This window comes from Nocardioides sp. WS12 (assembly GCF_014108865.1).
Classification (GTDB): domain Bacteria; phylum Actinomycetota; class Actinomycetes; order Propionibacteriales; family Nocardioidaceae; genus Nocardioides.
In genome coordinates, this window is sequence record NZ_CP053928.1 from 508,889 (window position 1) to 526,015 (window position 17,127).

The following is a 17,127-nucleotide window of genomic DNA, read 5'->3' on the forward strand; positions in this document are numbered from 1 at the left end:
AGTGGACCAGAGGCGGTTTACGGTCGGTCCATGGCCCTGCGACCCGTCACCCGCCGCTCCGTGTCCGACCAGGTCTTCGACCAGTTGGTCGACGACGTCGTCGATGGCGAGATCGCCGTCGGTGAAGCCCTGCCCAGTGAACGTCGCCTGGCGGAGGTGCTCGGCATCTCCCGGCCCGCGGTCCGCGAGGCACTCCAGCGGATCGGGCAGACCGGCCTGGTCGAGGTCCGGCACGGCGGTGCCACGACCGTGCGCGACTTCCGCAAAGCCGCTGGACTGGACCTGCTGCCGAAGTTGCTGGTGCGCGGCGGGCGCCTCGACGCGGCCATCGTCCGCAGTGTCGTCGAGGCCCGCGCCGAGGTCGGCCCCGGCATCGCAGCGCTGGCTGCCGAGCGCGGGGGACCGGCACTGGCCGTGGCCCTCGACGCCGTCGTCGCCGACCTCGAAGCAGCCGACGACGCCATCACGTGGCAGCGACTCGCCCTCGACTACTGGGACCTGCTCGTCGACGGAGCCGACTCCCTGGTCTTCCGGCTCATGTACAACAGCCTCCGTGCGGCCTACGAGCCCGCGCTCCCGGCCCTCGCGGCGGTGCTCGCCGACGAGGTCGGACAGGTCGAGCCCTACCGCCTCCTCGCTGCCGCCATCCGGGCCGGCGACCCGGCCACCGCCCGCGCCGCCGCGGCCCGCGTGCTCTCCCCGACAGCGAGTTCGCTGCTCGGTGCGCTCACCGCGCTGAGCGAGGACGACCAGTGAGCCCGCGGGACGCCGAGGCGTTCGCAGCCCAGCGGGTCGATGCGGACGAAGCGCGGCTGATCGTCGGCGACAAGGCCACCGGTCGTCGTACCAACCTCAGCCTGGGGGCGGTGTTCCGGGAGTACTGGAAGCACCCGAGCCCGTACCTGCTCAGCACCTGCCTGGTCGCCGCGATCACCGGTCGTGTGCTGGCTGGCCGCGATGGCGGCGGTTCGTGGTGGGAGTTCGCGATCCCACTCGGGCTGCTCGCGATCCTGCCCGTGGTGGAGTGGCTGGTCCACGTCTTCATCCTGCACTGGCGACCGCGCAAGGTGGCCGGCCTGACCCTGGACCCGCTGCTCGCCCGCAAGCACCGCGCACACCACGCCAACCCTCGCGAGATCCCGCTGGTGTTCATCCCGTGGCAGGCCCAGTTGTGGCTGGCGCCGGCGTACACCGCGCTCGCCTGGGCGACGACGCCCAACCCGACTGCGATGTTCTCGCTGCTGATCGGCATCTACACGCTGATGTCCGGCTACGAGTGGACCCACTACCTGCTGCACAGCGACTACCGACCGAAGTCGGCGTACTACCGCAAGATCTGGCGCAACCACCGTTTGCACCACTACAAGAGCGAGCACTACTGGTTCACGGTCACCTCGGCCGGTACGGCGGACCGCCTCTTCGGTACGGCGCCCGAGCCGAGCAGCGTCCCGACCTCCCCGACAGTGCAGCGCCTGCACGACCTCGGTCGGTAGACCGTCAGCCGCGGCAGACCGCGAACGGCAAGTGCTGGGTCCGGGTGAGTTCGGCGGCGGCCGCCGGGTCGCTCAGCGTGTAGCCGAGGCGGCCGGTCGACGGGTCTGCCACGGGGCGACTCATCGCGAGCGGGAACTCGGGGGCCGTCGGCGGCATCACCTCGGCCAGACGGGCGCGCTCGAAAGCGTCGGAACGGTCCGCGCCGAGCAGGACGGTCGCGAGCTCGCTGCCGAGCGCCACGGCGAAACCGTCCAGTTCGTCGAGAGCGCCCAGAGCGGCACCCGGCGCCGCAGCCAGCTGCGCCTTCATCCCGGCACCGAAGACGGTGTCGAAGTCCAGGCAACCGCGCGTGACGTACGTCGACACGGCCTCGCGGCCCGCGAGCTGGACCAACTCCGGCTCGGCGCCCCACGAATCCGCCGCGTCGGGCGCTGCGGACGAGGTGACCAGGTGGCGGGCGGCGTCGACGGAGGCGCCCTTGAGCGGCCCGACACCGGCGCGGACGGCGCGGGACACGGCGGCCATCGCGGTCGTCGGCCGGAACGCCAGCACCCAGCCGCTGCCGTTGTCACCGCCGTAGGTGGCTTCCCAGGCGACGTCGTCCTGACTGATGCCGAAGTCGTCACGCAGCCGGGCCTCGAACGGGCGCAGCATGCCGCGGGACAGGGCGGCCGTGCCGGGAACCTTCGCCCAGAAGGCGTCGCGGTCGGCCGGCACGCTGTCCCTGGAGAGGGAGCCAAAACCCAGCACCAGCCGCAGTTGGTCGAAGTCCGTCACCATCACGGTGCTGGCGTCAGCCGGCACCAGCGCGAGTACGGCGGCCGAGGGTTCCAGTGATTCGTCGTAGGTCGACACGACGGCTGCGGGGGTGGGCTCGTCCTGGTAGACCGGCTTGGGGTCGCCACTGCAGGCGGTCAGCAGGGCAAGCCCGGCCAGCGCTGCACCCATCCGCACGCCCATCACGGCGCTGATCTTGCCACGCCCGGCGGTGGTTCAGGGCTTGGTCGCGAGGGTCAGCGCGAAGTCGCCCGGTTCATCGGTCCAGACGCGGCCCACCACGAGGCCCGCGGCTTCCAGTTCGGCGGCCACCTTGCTGATCCGGAACTTGGTCGAGATCTCCACCCGGATCTCCTCACCGACGTCCAGGTCGAGGAACAGATCGGCGCCGGGAACGGTGACGCGTTGCGGCACCTCGGAGCGCAGCCGCATGTCGATCCGCTCCATGTGGGCGTCCCAGAACGGGATGTAGGTGAACGCCGACTGATCGAAGTCAGCGCCGAGTTCACGGTTGATGACCGTGAGGGAGTTGCGGATGAAGTCCTCGGTCACGCCGGCCTCATCGTGATAGGCGGCGATCAACCGGTCGGTGCTCTTGACCAGGTCGGTGCCGAGGAGCAGCGAGTCGCCGGGCTCCAGGAGATCGGCGAGGATGCTCAGGAACGCGCTGCGCTCCTCGAGGTAGAGATTGCCGATCGTGCCGCCGAGGAACGCCACCATCCGCCGGCCGCCCTCGGGCAGGTGGGACAGGTGCAGCGTGAAGTCACCGACCACGCCCACGACCTCCAGGCCCGGGTAGGCGTCGGCGATCTGCGCCGCCGCGTCGCGCAACGTGCCCTCGGAGACGTCGACGGGGGAGAAGCGGGTCAGTTGGCCCGTACGGGTGAAGGCGTCGAGGAGCAGGCGCGTCTTCTCGCTGGTGCCGCTGCCGAGTTCGACGAGCGCGGTCGCGCCACTGGCGGCCACGATCTCGTCGGCGTGTGCCTCGAGGATCGCCCGCTCGGCGTTGAACGGGTAGTACTCGGGTTGCCGGGTGATCTGGTCGAACAGGGCCGACCCGTGGTCGTCGTACAACCACCGGGGCGGGAGGGTGCGCGGATGGCGGGTCAGGCCACGGCGTACGTCGTCGACCAGGCTGCCGCTGGCCCAGTCGGGGTCCAGCAGCACCGCCAACTCGGGCTCGATGCGCTTCATCAAGCGCCTCCGGTGGTTGAGGTGCGAGCGTCAGCGAGCCTCGAAACCCCGTCGGCGAGGCGGACGCCGCTGAGCGCCCAGCGGGCGCCCGGCGGGAAGAAGTTGCGGTACGACGCACGAGCGTGGTCGGGCGACGTCAGCGCGCACCCGCCTCGCAGGACCATCTGGTTCGACATGAACTTCCCGTTGTACTCGCCGATGGCCCCGGCGGCCGGATGGAAGCCGGGGTAGGGGAGGTAGGCCGATGCGGTCCACTCCCAGCAGTCGCCGCCGACCTGGCGGAGTCGGCCGGTGGCCGGGCCGGCTGCCTGCGGATGCCATGTGTCGGGGCGGCCCACGGCCTCGACGTCTCCAGCGACGGAGACGCCGTGCTCCCACTCGGCCTCGGTGGGCAACCGCTTGCCCGCCCAGGTCGCATAGGCGTCGGCCTCATAGTGGCTGACGTGGCTCACGGGCAGGCTCGGGTTGACCGGCCAGGTGCCGTTCAGGGTGTGCTCGAACCAGACCCCGTCGATCTCGCGCCAGTAGAAGGGCGCATTGTTCCGGTGGTCGAGCTTGTCGAGACCCGCCCAGCCGTCCGACAGCCACAGCTCGGGGCGCCGGTAACCCCCGTCTGCCATGAACGCGAGCCACTCCTCGTTGGTGACCAGGCGGTCAGCCAACCGGTACGACTCGAGGTGCACCCGGTGCTCGGGGAGTTCGTTGTCGAACGAGAATCCCCCGCCAGGGTGGCCGATCTCGACCAGCCCGCCCTCGATCTCGACCCACCCGAGCGGGTCGCTGGTGGTGGTCGGAGCACGCGTGCCGGCATAGACCGGCTGCAGCGGGTTGAGGGACAGCACGTGCTTGATGTCCATCAACAACAGCTCCTGGTGCTGCTGTTCGTGGTGGAAGCCGAGCTCGATGGTCGCGGCCAGCTTGTCGATGCTGCCCTGGTCGAGCGCGTCGACCAGCGTGCGCACCCGGTCGTCCACGTTGCTGCGGTAGACGCCGACGTCGTGGGCACCCGGCCGACTGATCACCCCACGCTCGGCGCGCGCATACCGCGGCCCGACCGCCTCGTAGTAGCTGTTGAAGAGGAACCAGTACTGGTCCTGGTACGGCGCGAAGCCGTCCTCGTTGTCGGCGAGCAGGAACGTCTCGAAGAACCACGTCACGTGCGCGCGGTGCCACTTCGTCGGCGAGACGTCGGGCATCGACTGCACCGTCTGGTCCTCGGGGGACAGCGGTGCGGCGAGCCGTTCGGTGTGGGAGCGGACGTCGTCGTACCGCTCAAGGATGGAGTCTGCAGTCCACTGTCCAGCAGTCATGTCGTCGAGCCTAGGAGACCGCACCGACAAAGCAAGACGACGTGGGACAGAAGCGGTGGGGCGCCCTACGGCAAGGGACTGAGCAAGGGCGCCACAGCGGGCGACGCCATGGAGAACAAGTAGCCCTGTCCCAGGTCACACCCGAGGTCGAGGAGGATGTCGCGCTGCGCGATCGTCTCCACGCCCTCACCCACCACCTGGAGGCCCAGCGAGTGCCCCATGCTGATCATCGTGCCGACGAGTTCGCGATCCCGGGCACTGTGGGCCAGGCCAGCCGTGAAGGTCTTGTCGATCTTGACGATGTCGACCTCGAAGTGACGCAACTGGATGAAACTCGAGTAGCCGGTCCCGAAGTCATCGATCGCCAGTTTCACCCCGGTGGCGCGCAAGGACTGGAAGCTGCGGGCGGCGGAGTCGACGGCTTCGATGACGGCGCCCTCGGTGAGTTCGAGCCAGAGTCTCGACGGGTCCAGCCCCGAGGCCAGCAGGGCAGCCGCGACCTCTGCCTGGAAGTCCCCGTGGACGAACTGCCTGGCCGACACGTTCACGCTGACGCAGAGGAGGTCGGGCAGTGGGGCAACGGCGCGGCAGGCGGACGTGAGCACATGGCCCCCGATCTCCTTGATCAGGTCGTCTTCCTCGGCGACACCGATGAAATCCCCGGGCATCACCAGGCCGTGCCCCGGTCGACGCCATCGCACCAGTGCCTCCGTCGCGACGCAACGACCGTTGGCGAGATCGACGACCGGTTGGAACCAGGTCTCGATCTCCTCGCGTTCCACCGCTCCACGGAGGCCGAGTTCGGTCTCCAGACGCGCGTCGAGATGAGCCCGGAGGTCGTCATCGAACACCTCGTAGCGGGACCGGCCACCGGCCTTGGCGCGATACATCGCCTGGTCGGCCTTGCGCATCAGGAGCTCCGGATCGTCGTGCGCGACGCCGTACGCAATCCCGATGGACCCGCCCAGCGGTACGTCGTGCCCCTGGTAGGACCAGGGTCGCGCCAGGATCTCGTGCAACTTGGTCGCCACGGGGATCACGTCGTCCTCGGACGAGATGTTCGGACAAACGACGATGAACTCGTCGCCGCCGATGCGCGCGACGGTGTCGCCGGCCCGCGCGGCAGCCTGCAGCCGTCGGCCGACCTCGCGCAGGACTTCATCGCCCGCGTCGTGGCCCAGGCTGTCGTTCACCGTCTTGAAGCGGTCGAGATCGAGGAAGAGCAGACCTACACCGCGTCCGCTTCGCGCACCCTGGTGCAGGGCCTGCTGCAATCGGTCCATCAGCAGGGTCCGGTTCGGCAAGGTGGTGAGACTGTCGTGAAACGCCAGGAAGTTCGCACGATCCTCCGCCGCCTTCCTTCGGGTCACGTCCTGGAGCTTGTACAGGAGGCCGCTGATCTGATCGGCCTCCTTGACCACGGCCACGTGGACCAGCACCCAACGAACATCGTTGTCCGCAGTTCGCAGACGACGCTCCATTGGATAGCCGCCCTCTGCCCCGTCGAGCAACGCCTCACGGAGCGCCAGGTCCCGGGCGGCATGTTCGTCATCGAACATGTCCTGGACGTCGTTCCCGACCAGTTCCACACGTGTACGACGGACGAGCGCCACCAGTTCGTCGTTCGCCAGCCGCACCACCCCGTCCGGGGTCGTGAACGCGCCGCCGATCGGCGAAGCCGTGAAGGTCGCCTCGAACTGGGCGGCCAGGCGATGCGCCTCGCTGGTCTGCTCTCGTACCCGGTCCTCGAGGCCCTCATTCAGAGCTTCGAGCTCGGCAGCAGCCTCGTCCCTCGCCAACGCCGCGACGCGGACCTGTCGCGCCGTCCGGAACAGCAGCAACAGCGAGACAACCGTCAGCACGCTCACCAGGATCGCGACGCCGAAGGTGGTGTCATACCAACCCCGGCGCTGGCCCAACAGGCGGAGGAAGCCGAGCGCCGGTGGCCCGATCAGCAGGAAGGGAGCCAGCGAGCGCACCATCTTCCCGGCCGGTCCCCGGTCGCGCAGCAGGGTCATCGCCGGGCCCTCAGGCACGAGCACGAGGAGCGTCGCGCCGAGCAGAGCGATCGAGATTGCCGTGGGGATCGCGATGCTGCTGTAGGCACCGACGCCATAGAGGGTCGAGGCGCCGTAGAGGTACCCGACCAGCGCGACATCCGCCGCGGCGATGGCCAGCAGCGCTGGTCCTTGCCGCAGGCGTTGCCCGCCGAACGATCCGGCGATTGCTGACACCGACAGCAGGATCAGACAGCAGGCAGTCACCGGAGCCATCTGGGGGTCGTTGCCGCGAAGGTCGATTCCCGGAAGCACGCGGTCAATCCACCAATGTGCCGTGAGCGCCAGTTCGACTGCTGTGATCGACGCGATCGCAAGGACGGTGGCCGCCAGGAACGTCGTGACGCGGCCATGGGACGGATGAAACCACGGGACGAGCGCAAGCAGGAGTAGGCACAGGGCTGTGTTCGGCTTCATCGAGGCGAACCCGGGCACCAAAGTCGTCAACTGCTCGACGCCGGCGTACCAGCCGACGAGAACCAGGAACGTCGCGACGGCAACGACGCCACCGAACTGGCGTGCCAGACGGATGTCCGCCCGCCCGACCTCGGGCGAACGGCCGCTCGCCGGGGCCGCCGTCATACCAGCATCATCGTCGTTTCGCGTGACGACGTGAGGGTTTCAGGGCATCCGGTGTCGGCAGGCCCCGGAGACACAAGGGCCTTAGTTCCCGAACCTCCGACCCATTGGACTCTGTCCCGGTGTTCGTCGCTGGATGACGCTGGACTCGACAGGTTCTGGGACAGACGAGACGAGGCAACGCCATGGGGACTGTTCGATTGTTGCCTCCCCTGGGAAGCCGACGCACGTGAACAGCCGCGGCGTGGGCAACTCCGTCACCGCGTCCGTGGTCGCCGGCCTGACGGCCTGCCTGTTCGTGGTCGGAGCGCTCCTGGTCTGGGTGACCTCTGCCACCTTCGATCGCGAGCGCGTTCGGGCCGAGGAGGACCTCGCCGCAGTGGCCGCGAGCCAGGCATCCGACCTTGGCAGCCTGTTCGACAGTGCGGTCCCTCTCATCAGCGACCTCGCGGCCAACCCGGCCCTGGAGAATCTCGATCCAGGAGCATGCGAACTGGCCTTTGCTCCGCTCGTCAGCGTGCGGTCGTCGGCACGGTTGGTCGTCGTCGGGAAGGCTGGTCAGACCGTGTGCTCGCTGACCGGGGATCCTGGCGAGACTGTCCCTGAACACACCTACGCTCGAGCACTCGGCGGGGCGGTGACCGTGACGGACGTGGTCTTCATAGATCCGACGACCGGCCACCCGGCCGTTGCCGTCGCTGCGCCGGTGCCGAGTCCCGCCGGTCCGATCGGAGCAGTCGTCGGTGTGCTCTTCACCGATACCCCGGCTCTCTCGCTGCCCTCGGACATCGACCGGGCGACAGTGATCCTCGCCATCGACCCGGTGAGCGGCCTGGTCGCTGCCGCCACCGCGGGGGCGCCCTACCCCGTGGGGGAACCCGTCTCATGGACCCATCCCCCGGCCACCGCTCCTGATGGCGTCGAGCGGATCTGGCAAGAGGTGACCGAACCCGATACGGGTTGGCGGGTCATGGTGGGTCTCGACGTCGACGTCGCGATGGCGGCCGCCCGTGGCGAGCGGGAGTCACTGATTGGGTTCGGCGCCACCATCGTGGCCCTCGTCACGGCCTTGGCCATTGCACTCCACCGCAGGTTGGCCATGCCGATTCGCCGTCTCGGCACCGCCATCGCCGCCTCACGCTCGAACGGACTGGCACGTCCAGCGCCGGAATCCGGTCCGACCGAGGTCGCTGATGTGGCCCGGGCGTTCAACGAACTGGTGGAGTCACACGACGGTCTGGTCCAGCGTTTGAGTCACAACTCTCGCCATGACCACCTCACCGGGTTGCTCAACCGGCGGGGGGCGACCGAGGAGCTCGCCCGCCTCCTCAAGGACCACGATGCTGCGCCGTTGGTCGTCCTGTTCATCGATCTCGACCGGTTCAAGCTCGTCAACGACAGTCACGGCCACGCGGTCGGCGATCGGCTCCTCGTCGAGCTCGCCGGCGGTATTCGGTCGGTGGTCCCCGACGGCTGGATTGTCAGCCGGTTCGGAGGCGACGAGTTCGTCATCCTGTGTCCGGCGACACCTGATCCGACGCCGGTGGTGGAAGCCTTGTCGGCTGTACTGCGCAACACGATCCGCATCGAGGGTCTCGACCTGCGCGTCGGAGGATCAATCGGCATTGCCCGCGCCCGATGCGGCATGAGCGGCGACGACCTGATCCGTCAGGCCGACACAGCCATGTACCGCGCCAAGGACGACGGTCGCGGCGGGTGGGCGGAATTCAACGACCAGATGCGAGCCGTGGCCCTGGAACGCCTCCAGACCGAAGGTGAGCTTCGAGGCGCGGCCCAGCGCGGGGAACTCATCCTCCACTACCAACCGCTGGTCAATCTCGCCACCGGACGCACCGCGGGCGTTGAGGCGCTGATCCGTTGGCAACACCCGACGCGCGGACTGCTCAGCCCCGCGGCCTTCCTCGGCGTCGCCGAGGACTCCGACCTGATCTTCGAGATCGGCACCTGGGTAGCGCTCGAGGCCGCACGGCGTACCGCCGCCTGGCGGGCAGCCGGCACCCCGACCCGAGTGTCGATCAACGTGTCGGCCGCCGAACTTCTGCGAACCGACGTCGTTGCCACGGTCGCCGCAGCCGTCGCTCAGGCGGGATCCGAGCCCGGCGACCTGGTGGTCGAGGTGACGGAGTCCGCGGTTCTGACCGACATCGAGTCAACGGTGATCCAACTCGAGGGACTGCGCGCCCTCGGCGTCGGTGTAGCCCTGGACGACTTCGGCACCGGATTCTCGTCGCTGTCTCACCTCCGCGAACTCCCCGCCGACGAGCTCAAGATCGACCGCACCTTCGTCGCCGAGCTCGGGCAGAACCCGGTGTGCGACGCCATCGTCGCCTCGGTCATCACGCTGGCTCACGCCATCGGCATGGTGGTGGTGGGCGAGGGCGTCGAGACGGAGCCCCAGCGCGCGCACCTGGCCCGCTTGGGCTGCGACCGCGGACAGGGGTACTTGCTCGGACGGCCGAGCTCGCACTACCTGCCCGCGTCCCCCCTTGCGCGTGGAGCCTGAGGACCCGAGTTCGAGTCCGGTTCCACGGCACGTCCTAGGGCACCCAGGCACACAACCCCAGCGTTGCGCCGCCGGCGACCTGCACGTTGACTTCGGCGTTCGGCACCGTCTTCGTCTGGCCGTTCTTGCAGATCACCGTCTGGTCGCTGTGGCCGGCCATGTCGAGGAGGATCTGGTCCCAGTGGCGGTACTGGACCGTGTGGCCCTCACCGGGGTAGACGGCGGCCTTGACGACGTTGGGAAGCGCTTCTTGCCAGTTCTCCATGACGCTGATCGGCACCGTGGTGTCCGCACCGCCCCAGTAGAGATAAGTGGGTGAGGTGATCTGCGCAGGGTCGACGAAGGCGCCCGACAGGCAGGGCAGCTCCCCTTCGTGGCTCAGCGGGCTCGGGTCGATCGGTCCGCCACCGACATGGAACGAGCGGACGGCGTCGAGGTAGGCGGTGGCCTGCCAGCCGGGGATGACCAGCACGGGCGATCCCGGGACCCCCCACCAGACCTTCGGGTTCTCGTACCAGAACTGGTTCGAGGCGTTGCGCTGCTCGAAGGTCAGCGAGCAGTTGCGCGGGTTGCGATTGGGCAACGTGGAATCCGTCGCAGCCGCGGCATGGAGCGAGATCACGCGATCAGGTACGGCGGCCGCGAGGTGTGCTGAATAGGCGCCGCCGCCCGAGATCCCCACGATCACGAAGCGGTCGATGTCGAGGTGCTCGAGCACGGCCAGGACCTCCGCCGTGTAGTCGGCGTAGCCGAGGCTCAGGTCCAGCGGCGACTCGCCAAAGCCATTGCGCTCGACCGAGATGACGCGCAGGCCGAGCTTCTCGCGACTCGTCCGTGCGAACTCCGACAACTGGAAGGCCTCGAGGCTGGTCCCCTGGCCGCCGATGAAGACCACGGCGCGCTGGCCGGGCTGGCCCTCGTCGATGTAGTAGACGTCGCGCCCTGCGTGGTCCATGGAGTGAACCTCGGCGCCGATGTGGTCGAACTCGGTCTGCAGCGTGATCGAGGCCGGCTTGGGCTTGGCCGCCTGGGCCGTCACCACGCCTGCCACGAACGCGCCGCCGACGCACGCCGTCACCGCCGTTGCTGCTGCGAGGATCTTCAGTCGTCGGGGCCGTGCCGCTTGCTGTTGCATGAGTCGTCTCCTCGGGGGGTGGGCCCACCAGTTCGCGCTGGTCAGCCCGCAGTTGGGTCTCCCTCCCGGCATGCGGCTTCAACGTAGGACGAGTCGTCGCGGACAGACAATGACGACAAGGGGCTACGTGCTGGCACGGTCCGGGCCACCACAGACCAGCCCACGCCACCCAAAAAGAGAAGAAACCGCAGGCTGAGCTGCGGTTTCATCGAGTGGAGCCTAGGAGATTCGAACTCCTGACATCTGCCTTGCAAAGGCAGCGCTCTACCAGCTGAGCTAAGGCCCCGGGGCGGGTTGATTCAGTTCTTGGGGAGGGTGTCGGTGGCCTCGGCCCACAGGGCCTGCTCCGCCTTGCTCTCCTGGAGCTTCTTGCGTGCGAACGCGGCTCCGGCAGCGGCAAGCGCTGCGAGAATCAGCTTCTTCACTGGTCCACTCCTTTTTTCGAAGAAGCCCCGGTCTGCGTGTCCGCAGCCGGGGCAACTTGTGGGCCTAAGAGGACTTGAACCTCTGACCCCCACATTATCAGTGTGGTGCTCTAACCGTCTGAGCTATAGGCCCGGGTGGCCTGCTGCTTCTGGGTGGAAGCCCCTCCGCAGCAGACCGAGAATGAACCTTACCGGAGCACTCGATCACCGAACAAAACGGTGGGCGTCTCGGTCAGTGCGGGTCTTCGGCGAGGGTGATCTCGATGCCGCCCAGAAGGGCTGCGGCCATGTTGTAGAGGAACGCCGTGAGCGTCGCCGTCGCGGTGATGAGTACGACGTCAATGGCCGCCACGAGCATCGTGAAACCGAGCACGCGGCTGGTGCCGACGTAGTCCTCGATCCGGAAACCAGCGACGTCCTCACCGCCGATGCTCTCCTGGATCGTGGAGTTGATCGAGTCCCAGACACCCGCGGCACCGAGGACCTGCCACACCATCGCCACCGAGACGACGGTGACGACGGCGAACGCGATCGACAGCAGGAAGGCCGTCTTCATGACCGACCACGGGTCGATCCGGGTCAGGCGCAGTCGGGCGCGACGTGGCGCCCGACCCCGTGCCGCAGCCGCGGCGGCCGGAGCCGCCTGCGGCATGGGAGCGCGCGCCGACTGACCCGCGCCCGGCGCCGCCGCGAAGGCGGTGCGGCTCGCCGTGTCATCGATGCGCTCGGTCATCAGCTCTCACTCTCTCCGGATTCGGATCCTTCGATTGTGGCATCCGGAGCCTGATCGGGCGATTCCGTCACCGGAGCGATGGCGCCAGCGGTGGCATCAACGGTGGCGTCGACTTCCTCGCCGGCGCCCTCCTCGTCCAGTTCCTTCGCCTCGACCGAACGGGCAACGACCGCAACGGAGTCGCCCTTCTTCGGGGTGACGAAGTTGACGCCCTGCGTGGTCCGACCGGTGACCCGGAAGTCCTCGTTGATGGGGCTGCGTACGACCTGGCCGGTCGCCGTGATCGAGAGGATCTCGTCGCCGTCGATGACGATGAACGCACCGACCAGGGAGCCGCGGTCCTCGTTGGTGAGGGTCATCGCCTTGATGCCGAGACCGCCGCGGGACTGGAGGCGGTACTCGGAGATCCGGGTCCGCTTGGCCTTGCCGGCGTCGGTGATCGTGAAGACGTACTGGACGTTGTCCGCGGCCTCCTCGTGCGCCACATCGGCCGCACGAATGACCGACATCGACAGCAGTGCGTCGCCGCTGCGGAACTTCATGCCCGTGACACCGGAGGTGGCCCGGCCCATCGGTCGCAGCTGCGAGTCGTCGGCGGGGAAGCGGATGGCCTGGCCCTTGCGGGACACCAGCAGGATGTGGTCCTCGCTGTTGGCCAGCTCCGCACCGATCAGCTCGTCGTCGTCCTCGCGGAAGTTGATCGCGATGACGCCGGCCTGACGCGGGCTGTTGTAGTCGCCGAGTCGGGTCTTCTTGACCAGGCCGCGTCGCGTCGCGAGGACGAGGTACGGCGCCTGTTCGTAGTCCCGGATCGCGAGCACCTGGGCGATCGACTCGTCCGGCTGGAACGACAGCAGTCCGGCGACGTGACCACCCTTGGCATCACGTGAGGCCTCGGGCAGGTTGTAGGCCTTGGTGCGGTAGACCCGGCCGGCCGTCGTGAAGAACAGCAGCCAGTGGTGATTGGTGGTCGAGATGAAGTGCTCGACGACGTCGTCACCGCGCAGCGAGGCGCCACGAACGCCCTTGCCGCCGCGCTTCTGGGTGCGGTACTGGCTGGCCAGGGTCCGCTTGGCGTAGCCACCGCGGGTGATGGAGACGACGAGTTCCTCGTCGGGGATGAGGTCCTCCATCGACAGGTCGCCATCGGCCGCGATGATCTGCGAACGCCGGTCGTTGCCGTACTTCTCGACGATGCCGCCGAGCTCGTCGATCACGATCTGCCGCTGGCGGCTGACGTTGGCGAGGATGTCGCGGTAGTCGGCGATCTCGATCTCGATCTCGGCGAGCTCGTCGATGATCTTCTGGCGCTGCAGGGCGGCGAGCTGGCGCAGCTGCATGCCAAGGATCGCGGTGGCCTGGAGTTCGTCGACGTCCAGCAGGGCCTGCAGTCCGGTGTTCGCCTCGGCCACGTCGGGCGAGCGACGGATGAGCGCGATCACCTCATCAAGCATGTCGAGGGCCTTGACCAGGCCGCGCAGGATGTGGGCCCGTTCCTCGGCCGCGCGCAGCAGGTATTCGGTACGACGACGGATGACCTCGATCTGGTGGGTCACCCAGTTGCTGATGAACTGGTCGATCGTCAGGGTGCGCGGCACCCCGTCGACCAGCGCGAGCATGTTGGCGCTGAAGTTGGTCTGCAGCTCGGTGTGCTTGAGCAGGTTGTTCAGGACCACGCGGGCAACGGCATCGCGGCGGAGCACGATCACCAGGCGCTGGCCGGTGCGGTCCGAGGTGTCGTCGCGGACGTCGCTGATGCCCTGGACCTTGCCGGAGTCGGCGAGCTCGGCGATCTTCAACGCCAGGTTGTCCGGGTTGACCATGTAGGGCAGTTCGGTGATGACCAGACAGGTCCGGCCCTTGTTGTCCTCGTCGACCTCGATCACCGCGCGCTGGGTGATCGAGCCGCGACCGGTGCGATAGGCCTGCTCGATGCCGGTGGTGCCGACGATCAGCGCACCGTTGGGGAAGTCCGGGCCCTTGATCCGCTCCATGAGCGCGTCCTGGAGCTCCTCGCGGGTGGCATCCGGGTGCTCGAGCGCCCAGGTGGCGCCCGCGGCGACTTCACGCAGGTTGTGCGGCGGGATGCTGGTGGCCATGCCGACGGCGATGCCGGCCGAGCCGTTGACCAGCAGGTTCGGGAACCGCGCCGGCAGCACCTTTGGCTCTTCGGAGCGACCGTCGTAGTTCGGCTGGAAGTCGACGGTCTCCTTCTCGATGTCGCGGACCATCTCCAGCGCCAGCGGCGCCATCCGGCACTCGGTGTACCGCATGGCCGCGGCGGAGTCGTTGCCCGGCGAACCGAAGTTGCCCTGGCCGTTGATCAGCGGTGCGCGCATCACCCACGGCTGGGCGAGTCGGACGAGGGTGTCGTAGATCGCCGTGTCACCGTGCGGGTGGTACTGGCCCATGACGTCACCGACGACACGCGAGCACTTGGAGAAGCCGCGGTCCGGGCGGTACCCGCCGTCGTACATGGCATAGAGGACGCGGCGGTGCACGGGCTTGAGGCCGTCGCGTACGTCGGGCAGGGCCCGGCCGACGATGACGGCCATCGCGTAGTCGATGTACGCGCGCTGCATGGACGTCTGCAGCTCGATCGGCTCGATCCGGCCGCCGAGGGGGGTGGGAGTCTCAGTCACGATTCATCTCTCTTGCTATGTCTAGCGAAAGTTCTAGATTCCGGAATACAAGGTCATCGAGTAGCCCCGAGGAACGAGGGGCGTATCGAGATGCCTAGATATCGAGGAATCGGACGTCCTTGGCGTTGCGCTGGATGAAGGACCGCCGCTGCTCGACGTCCTCGCCCATCAGGATCGAGAAGATCTCGTCGGCCTGCGCGGCGTCGTCCAGGGTGACCTGGAGCATCAGGCGCTGATCGGGGTCCATCGTGGTCTCCCACAGTTCCTTGGCGTTCATCTCACCGAGACCCTTGTAGCGCTGGACCGGGTTCTCCTTGGGGAGCTTCTTGCCCTTGCTCAGGCCGTCGGCCATCAAGGTGTCGCGCTCGTGGTCGGAGTAGACGAACTCGTGCTCGGCCGGCTTGTTCCAGCGCAGCCGGTACAGCGGCGGCTGGGCCATGTAGACGTAGCCGTGCTCGATGAGCGGCTTCATGAAGCGGAACAGCAGCGTCAGCAACAAGGTGTTGATGTGGTGGCCGTCGACGTCGGCGTCCGCCATCAGCACGACCTTGTGGTAGCGCAGCTTGTCCTCGTTGAACTCTTCGTGGATGCCCGTGCCGAGCGCGGAGATGATCGAGAGCACCTCGGTGTTGGCGAGCACCTTGTCGATGCGCGCCTTCTCGACGTTGAGGATCTTTCCGCGGATCGGGAGGATCGCCTGGATGCGCGGGTCGCGCCCCTGGCGGGCCGAGCCACCGGCGGAGTCACCCTCGACGATGAAGACCTCGCACTCCTCGGGGTTCGTCGACTGGCAGTCGGACAACTTGCCCGGCAGGCTCCCGCCGCCCAGCAGACCCTTGCGGCCGCGGGCCAGGTCGCGCGCCTTGCGGGCCGCGATCCGGGCGGTCGCGGCGGCCTGCGCCTTGCGGATGATGTCCTTGCCCTCGCTGGGGTTCTGCTCCAGCCAGGCACCGAGCCGGTCGTTGACGATCGACTGCACGAAGCCCTTGGCCTCGGTGTTGCCGAGCTTGGCCTTGGTCTGGCCCTCGAACTGCGGCTCGGAGATCTTGAGGCTGATGATCGCCGTCAGGCCCTCGCGGATGTCGTCACCGGTGAGGCGATCTTCCTTCTTCTTGATCATGCCCCACTCCTCACCCCACTTGTTGATGAGCGTGGTGAGCGCAGCGCGGAAGCCCTCTTCGTGGGTGCCGCCCTCGGGGGTGTTGATCGTGTTGGCGAAGGTGTGGACCGACTCGTTGTACGACGTCGTCTGCCACTGCATCGCGAGCTCGAGGCTCATCGGGTTGTTGGCGTCGACCGCGGTCTCGGCGTCGAAGTCGATGATCGCGCCGACCGTCTGCTTGCGACGGTTGAGGAAGTCGACGTAGTCGGCCAGGCCGCGTTCGTACTGGAAGACCTGCTCCAGAGCCTTGTGACCGTCGACCTCGGTCGCGTGGATCTCGGTCGCCGCAGCGGCGACGCCCTCCACCTCGACGGTGCCGTCCTCGACGGCGTCGGCCAGTTCCTCGGCCTTGGGGCGGGCGTCGACCAGCACGATCTTCAGGCCCTTGTTGAGGAAGGCCATCTCGCGGAAGCGGGTCGAGATCGTCTCGAGGCTGTAGTCGGTCGTCTCGAAGATGTCGGGGGAGGCCCACCAGGTGACGGTCGTGCCGGTGCCCTCACCGTCCTCGAGGGGGCGGACCTGGCGCAGGGGGTAGTCCGGGACACCGAGGGAGAACTCCTGCTCCCAGAGGAAGCCGCGGTTCTTCACCTCCAGGTGCAGGTGCGTCGAGAGCGCGTTGACGACCGACGAGCCGACGCCGTGCAGACCGCCGGAGACCTTGTAGCCGCCGCCACCGAACTTGCCACCGGCGTGCAGGACCGTCAGCGCCAGCGTCGCAGCCGGCAACTCCTGCCCGGGTGCGGTGTCGGTCGGGATGCCGCGGCCGTTGTCGATCACGCTGATCGAACCGTTCGGGTTCAACGTGATGTTGATCGTGTCGCAGTAGCCAGCCAGCGCCTCGTCGACCGCGTTGTCCACGATCTCCCAGATCAGGTGGTGCAGGCCGCGCTCACCGGTGGAACCGATGTACATGCCCGGGCGCTTGCGGACGGCTTCGAGGCCCTCCAGCACCTGGATCGCCGACGCGTCGTACTCGACCTCATCGGCGGGAACCGCGGACACGGGCTGGTTGTCGTTGGACACGCAGGACCTCTTCTGACTGGACCTCAACATCGCCATGCCGGAGGCATGGCGAAGGCCGAGTCGTGCGCACAG

Annotated in this window: 12 protein-coding genes and 2 tRNA genes; 3 read left to right on the forward strand and 11 right to left on the reverse strand. The window is 67.9% G+C overall.

Annotation, left to right across the window (positions count from 1 at the left end; all coding sequences use genetic code 11):
• The first annotated feature begins 30 nt into the window (after positions 1–30).
• Complete coding sequence (locus HRC28_RS02325; RefSeq protein WP_182378585.1) at positions 31–756, forward strand: GntR family transcriptional regulator; 726 nt, start codon at positions 31–33, stop codon at positions 754–756.
• A complete protein-coding gene (locus HRC28_RS02330; RefSeq protein ID WP_182378587.1) occupies positions 753–1,493 on the forward strand; it encodes a sterol desaturase family protein in 741 nt (246 codons plus the stop codon). Before HRC28_RS02325 ends, HRC28_RS02330 begins: the two co-directional genes overlap by 4 nt.
• 4 nt (positions 1,494–1,497) lie before the next feature.
• Here HRC28_RS02330 and HRC28_RS02335 read toward each other — a convergent pair whose 3' ends face one another.
• The 4 genes from HRC28_RS02335 to HRC28_RS02350 all read right to left on the reverse strand — a co-directional run bounded on the left by HRC28_RS02335 (position 1,498) and on the right by HRC28_RS02350 (position 7,414).
• A complete protein-coding gene (locus tag HRC28_RS02335) occupies positions 1,498–2,457 on the reverse strand; it encodes a hypothetical protein (protein ID WP_182378589.1) in 960 nt (319 codons plus the stop codon).
• Between the two features lie 30 nt (positions 2,458–2,487).
• On the reverse strand, positions 2,488–3,465 hold the full coding sequence (gene egtD, locus HRC28_RS02340) for an L-histidine N(alpha)-methyltransferase (RefSeq protein ID WP_182378591.1): 978 nt from the start codon (positions 3,463–3,465) through the stop codon (positions 2,488–2,490).
• Positions 3,465–4,775, reverse strand: coding sequence for an ergothioneine biosynthesis protein EgtB (gene egtB / locus HRC28_RS02345; RefSeq protein ID WP_182378593.1), 1,311 nt, complete (start codon positions 4,773–4,775; stop codon positions 3,465–3,467). Before egtB ends, egtD begins: the two co-directional genes overlap by 1 nt.
• A gap of 65 nt (positions 4,776–4,840) precedes the next feature.
• On the reverse strand, positions 4,841–7,414 hold the full coding sequence (locus HRC28_RS02350) for a bifunctional diguanylate cyclase/phosphodiesterase (protein ID WP_182378595.1): 2,574 nt from the start codon (positions 7,412–7,414) through the stop codon (positions 4,841–4,843).
• Positions 7,415–7,640: 226 nt separating this feature from the next.
• Here HRC28_RS02350 and HRC28_RS02355 point away from each other — a divergent pair, with 226 nt between their 5' ends.
• Positions 7,641–9,935 carry an EAL domain-containing protein gene (locus HRC28_RS02355; protein WP_182378597.1) on the forward strand — a complete coding sequence of 765 codons (2,295 nt, stop codon included), beginning with the start codon at positions 7,641–7,643 and terminating at the stop codon, positions 9,933–9,935.
• A 34-nt stretch (positions 9,936–9,969) separates the two neighbouring features.
• On the opposite strand, the gene HRC28_RS02360 is transcribed toward HRC28_RS02355, so the two are convergent.
• From HRC28_RS02360 to HRC28_RS02385, 7 genes are all read right to left on the reverse strand, one after another.
• A complete protein-coding gene (locus HRC28_RS02360; RefSeq protein ID WP_182378599.1) occupies positions 9,970–11,070 on the reverse strand; it encodes an alpha/beta hydrolase in 1,101 nt (366 codons plus the stop codon).
• A gap of 213 nt (positions 11,071–11,283) precedes the next feature.
• Positions 11,284–11,356, reverse strand: a tRNA-Ala gene (locus tag HRC28_RS02365).
• Between the two features lie 13 nt (positions 11,357–11,369).
• Positions 11,370–11,495 carry a DLW-39 family protein gene (locus HRC28_RS25255; RefSeq protein ID WP_237111666.1) on the reverse strand — a complete coding sequence of 42 codons (126 nt, stop codon included), beginning with the start codon at positions 11,493–11,495 and terminating at the stop codon, positions 11,370–11,372.
• A 59-nt stretch (positions 11,496–11,554) separates the two neighbouring features.
• A tRNA-Ile gene (locus HRC28_RS02370) sits at positions 11,555–11,628 on the reverse strand.
• Positions 11,629–11,727: 99 nt separating this feature from the next.
• The gene (locus HRC28_RS02375; RefSeq protein ID WP_182378600.1) at positions 11,728–12,228 is read right to left on the reverse strand and encodes a DUF3566 domain-containing protein; all 501 of its coding nucleotides are present in this window, start codon (positions 12,226–12,228) and stop codon (positions 11,728–11,730) included.
• Positions 12,228–14,870: a DNA gyrase subunit A gene (gene gyrA / locus HRC28_RS02380; RefSeq protein WP_182378601.1), complete on the reverse strand. Its 2,643-nt coding sequence runs from the start codon at positions 14,868–14,870 to the stop codon at positions 12,228–12,230. Before gyrA ends, HRC28_RS02375 begins: the two co-directional genes overlap by 1 nt.
• Before the next feature lie 94 nt (positions 14,871–14,964).
• Positions 14,965–17,055, reverse strand: coding sequence for a DNA gyrase subunit B (locus tag HRC28_RS02385; protein WP_237111667.1), 2,091 nt, complete (start codon positions 17,053–17,055; stop codon positions 14,965–14,967).
• Between the last annotated feature and the right edge of the window lie 72 nt (positions 17,056–17,127).

Excerpts from the sequence above, each read along its gene's own strand:
- HRC28_RS02325 (WP_182378585.1), top strand. The coding sequence starts at position 31 with ATGGCCCTGCGACCCGTCACCCGCCGCTCCGTGTCCGACCAGGTCTTC.
- HRC28_RS02360 (WP_182378599.1), bottom strand. The coding sequence starts at position 11,070 with ATGCAACAGCAAGCGGCACGGCCCCGACGACTGAAGATCCTCGCAGCA.
- HRC28_RS02350 (WP_182378595.1), bottom strand. The coding sequence starts at position 7,414 with ATGACGGCGGCCCCGGCGAGCGGCCGTTCGCCCGAGGTCGGGCGGGCG.
- egtD (WP_182378591.1), bottom strand. The coding sequence starts at position 3,465 with ATGAAGCGCATCGAGCCCGAGTTGGCGGTGCTGCTGGACCCCGACTGG.
- egtB (WP_182378593.1), bottom strand. The coding sequence starts at position 4,775 with ATGACTGCTGGACAGTGGACTGCAGACTCCATCCTTGAGCGGTACGAC.
- HRC28_RS02375 (WP_182378600.1), bottom strand. The coding sequence starts at position 12,228 with ATGACCGAGCGCATCGATGACACGGCGAGCCGCACCGCCTTCGCGGCG.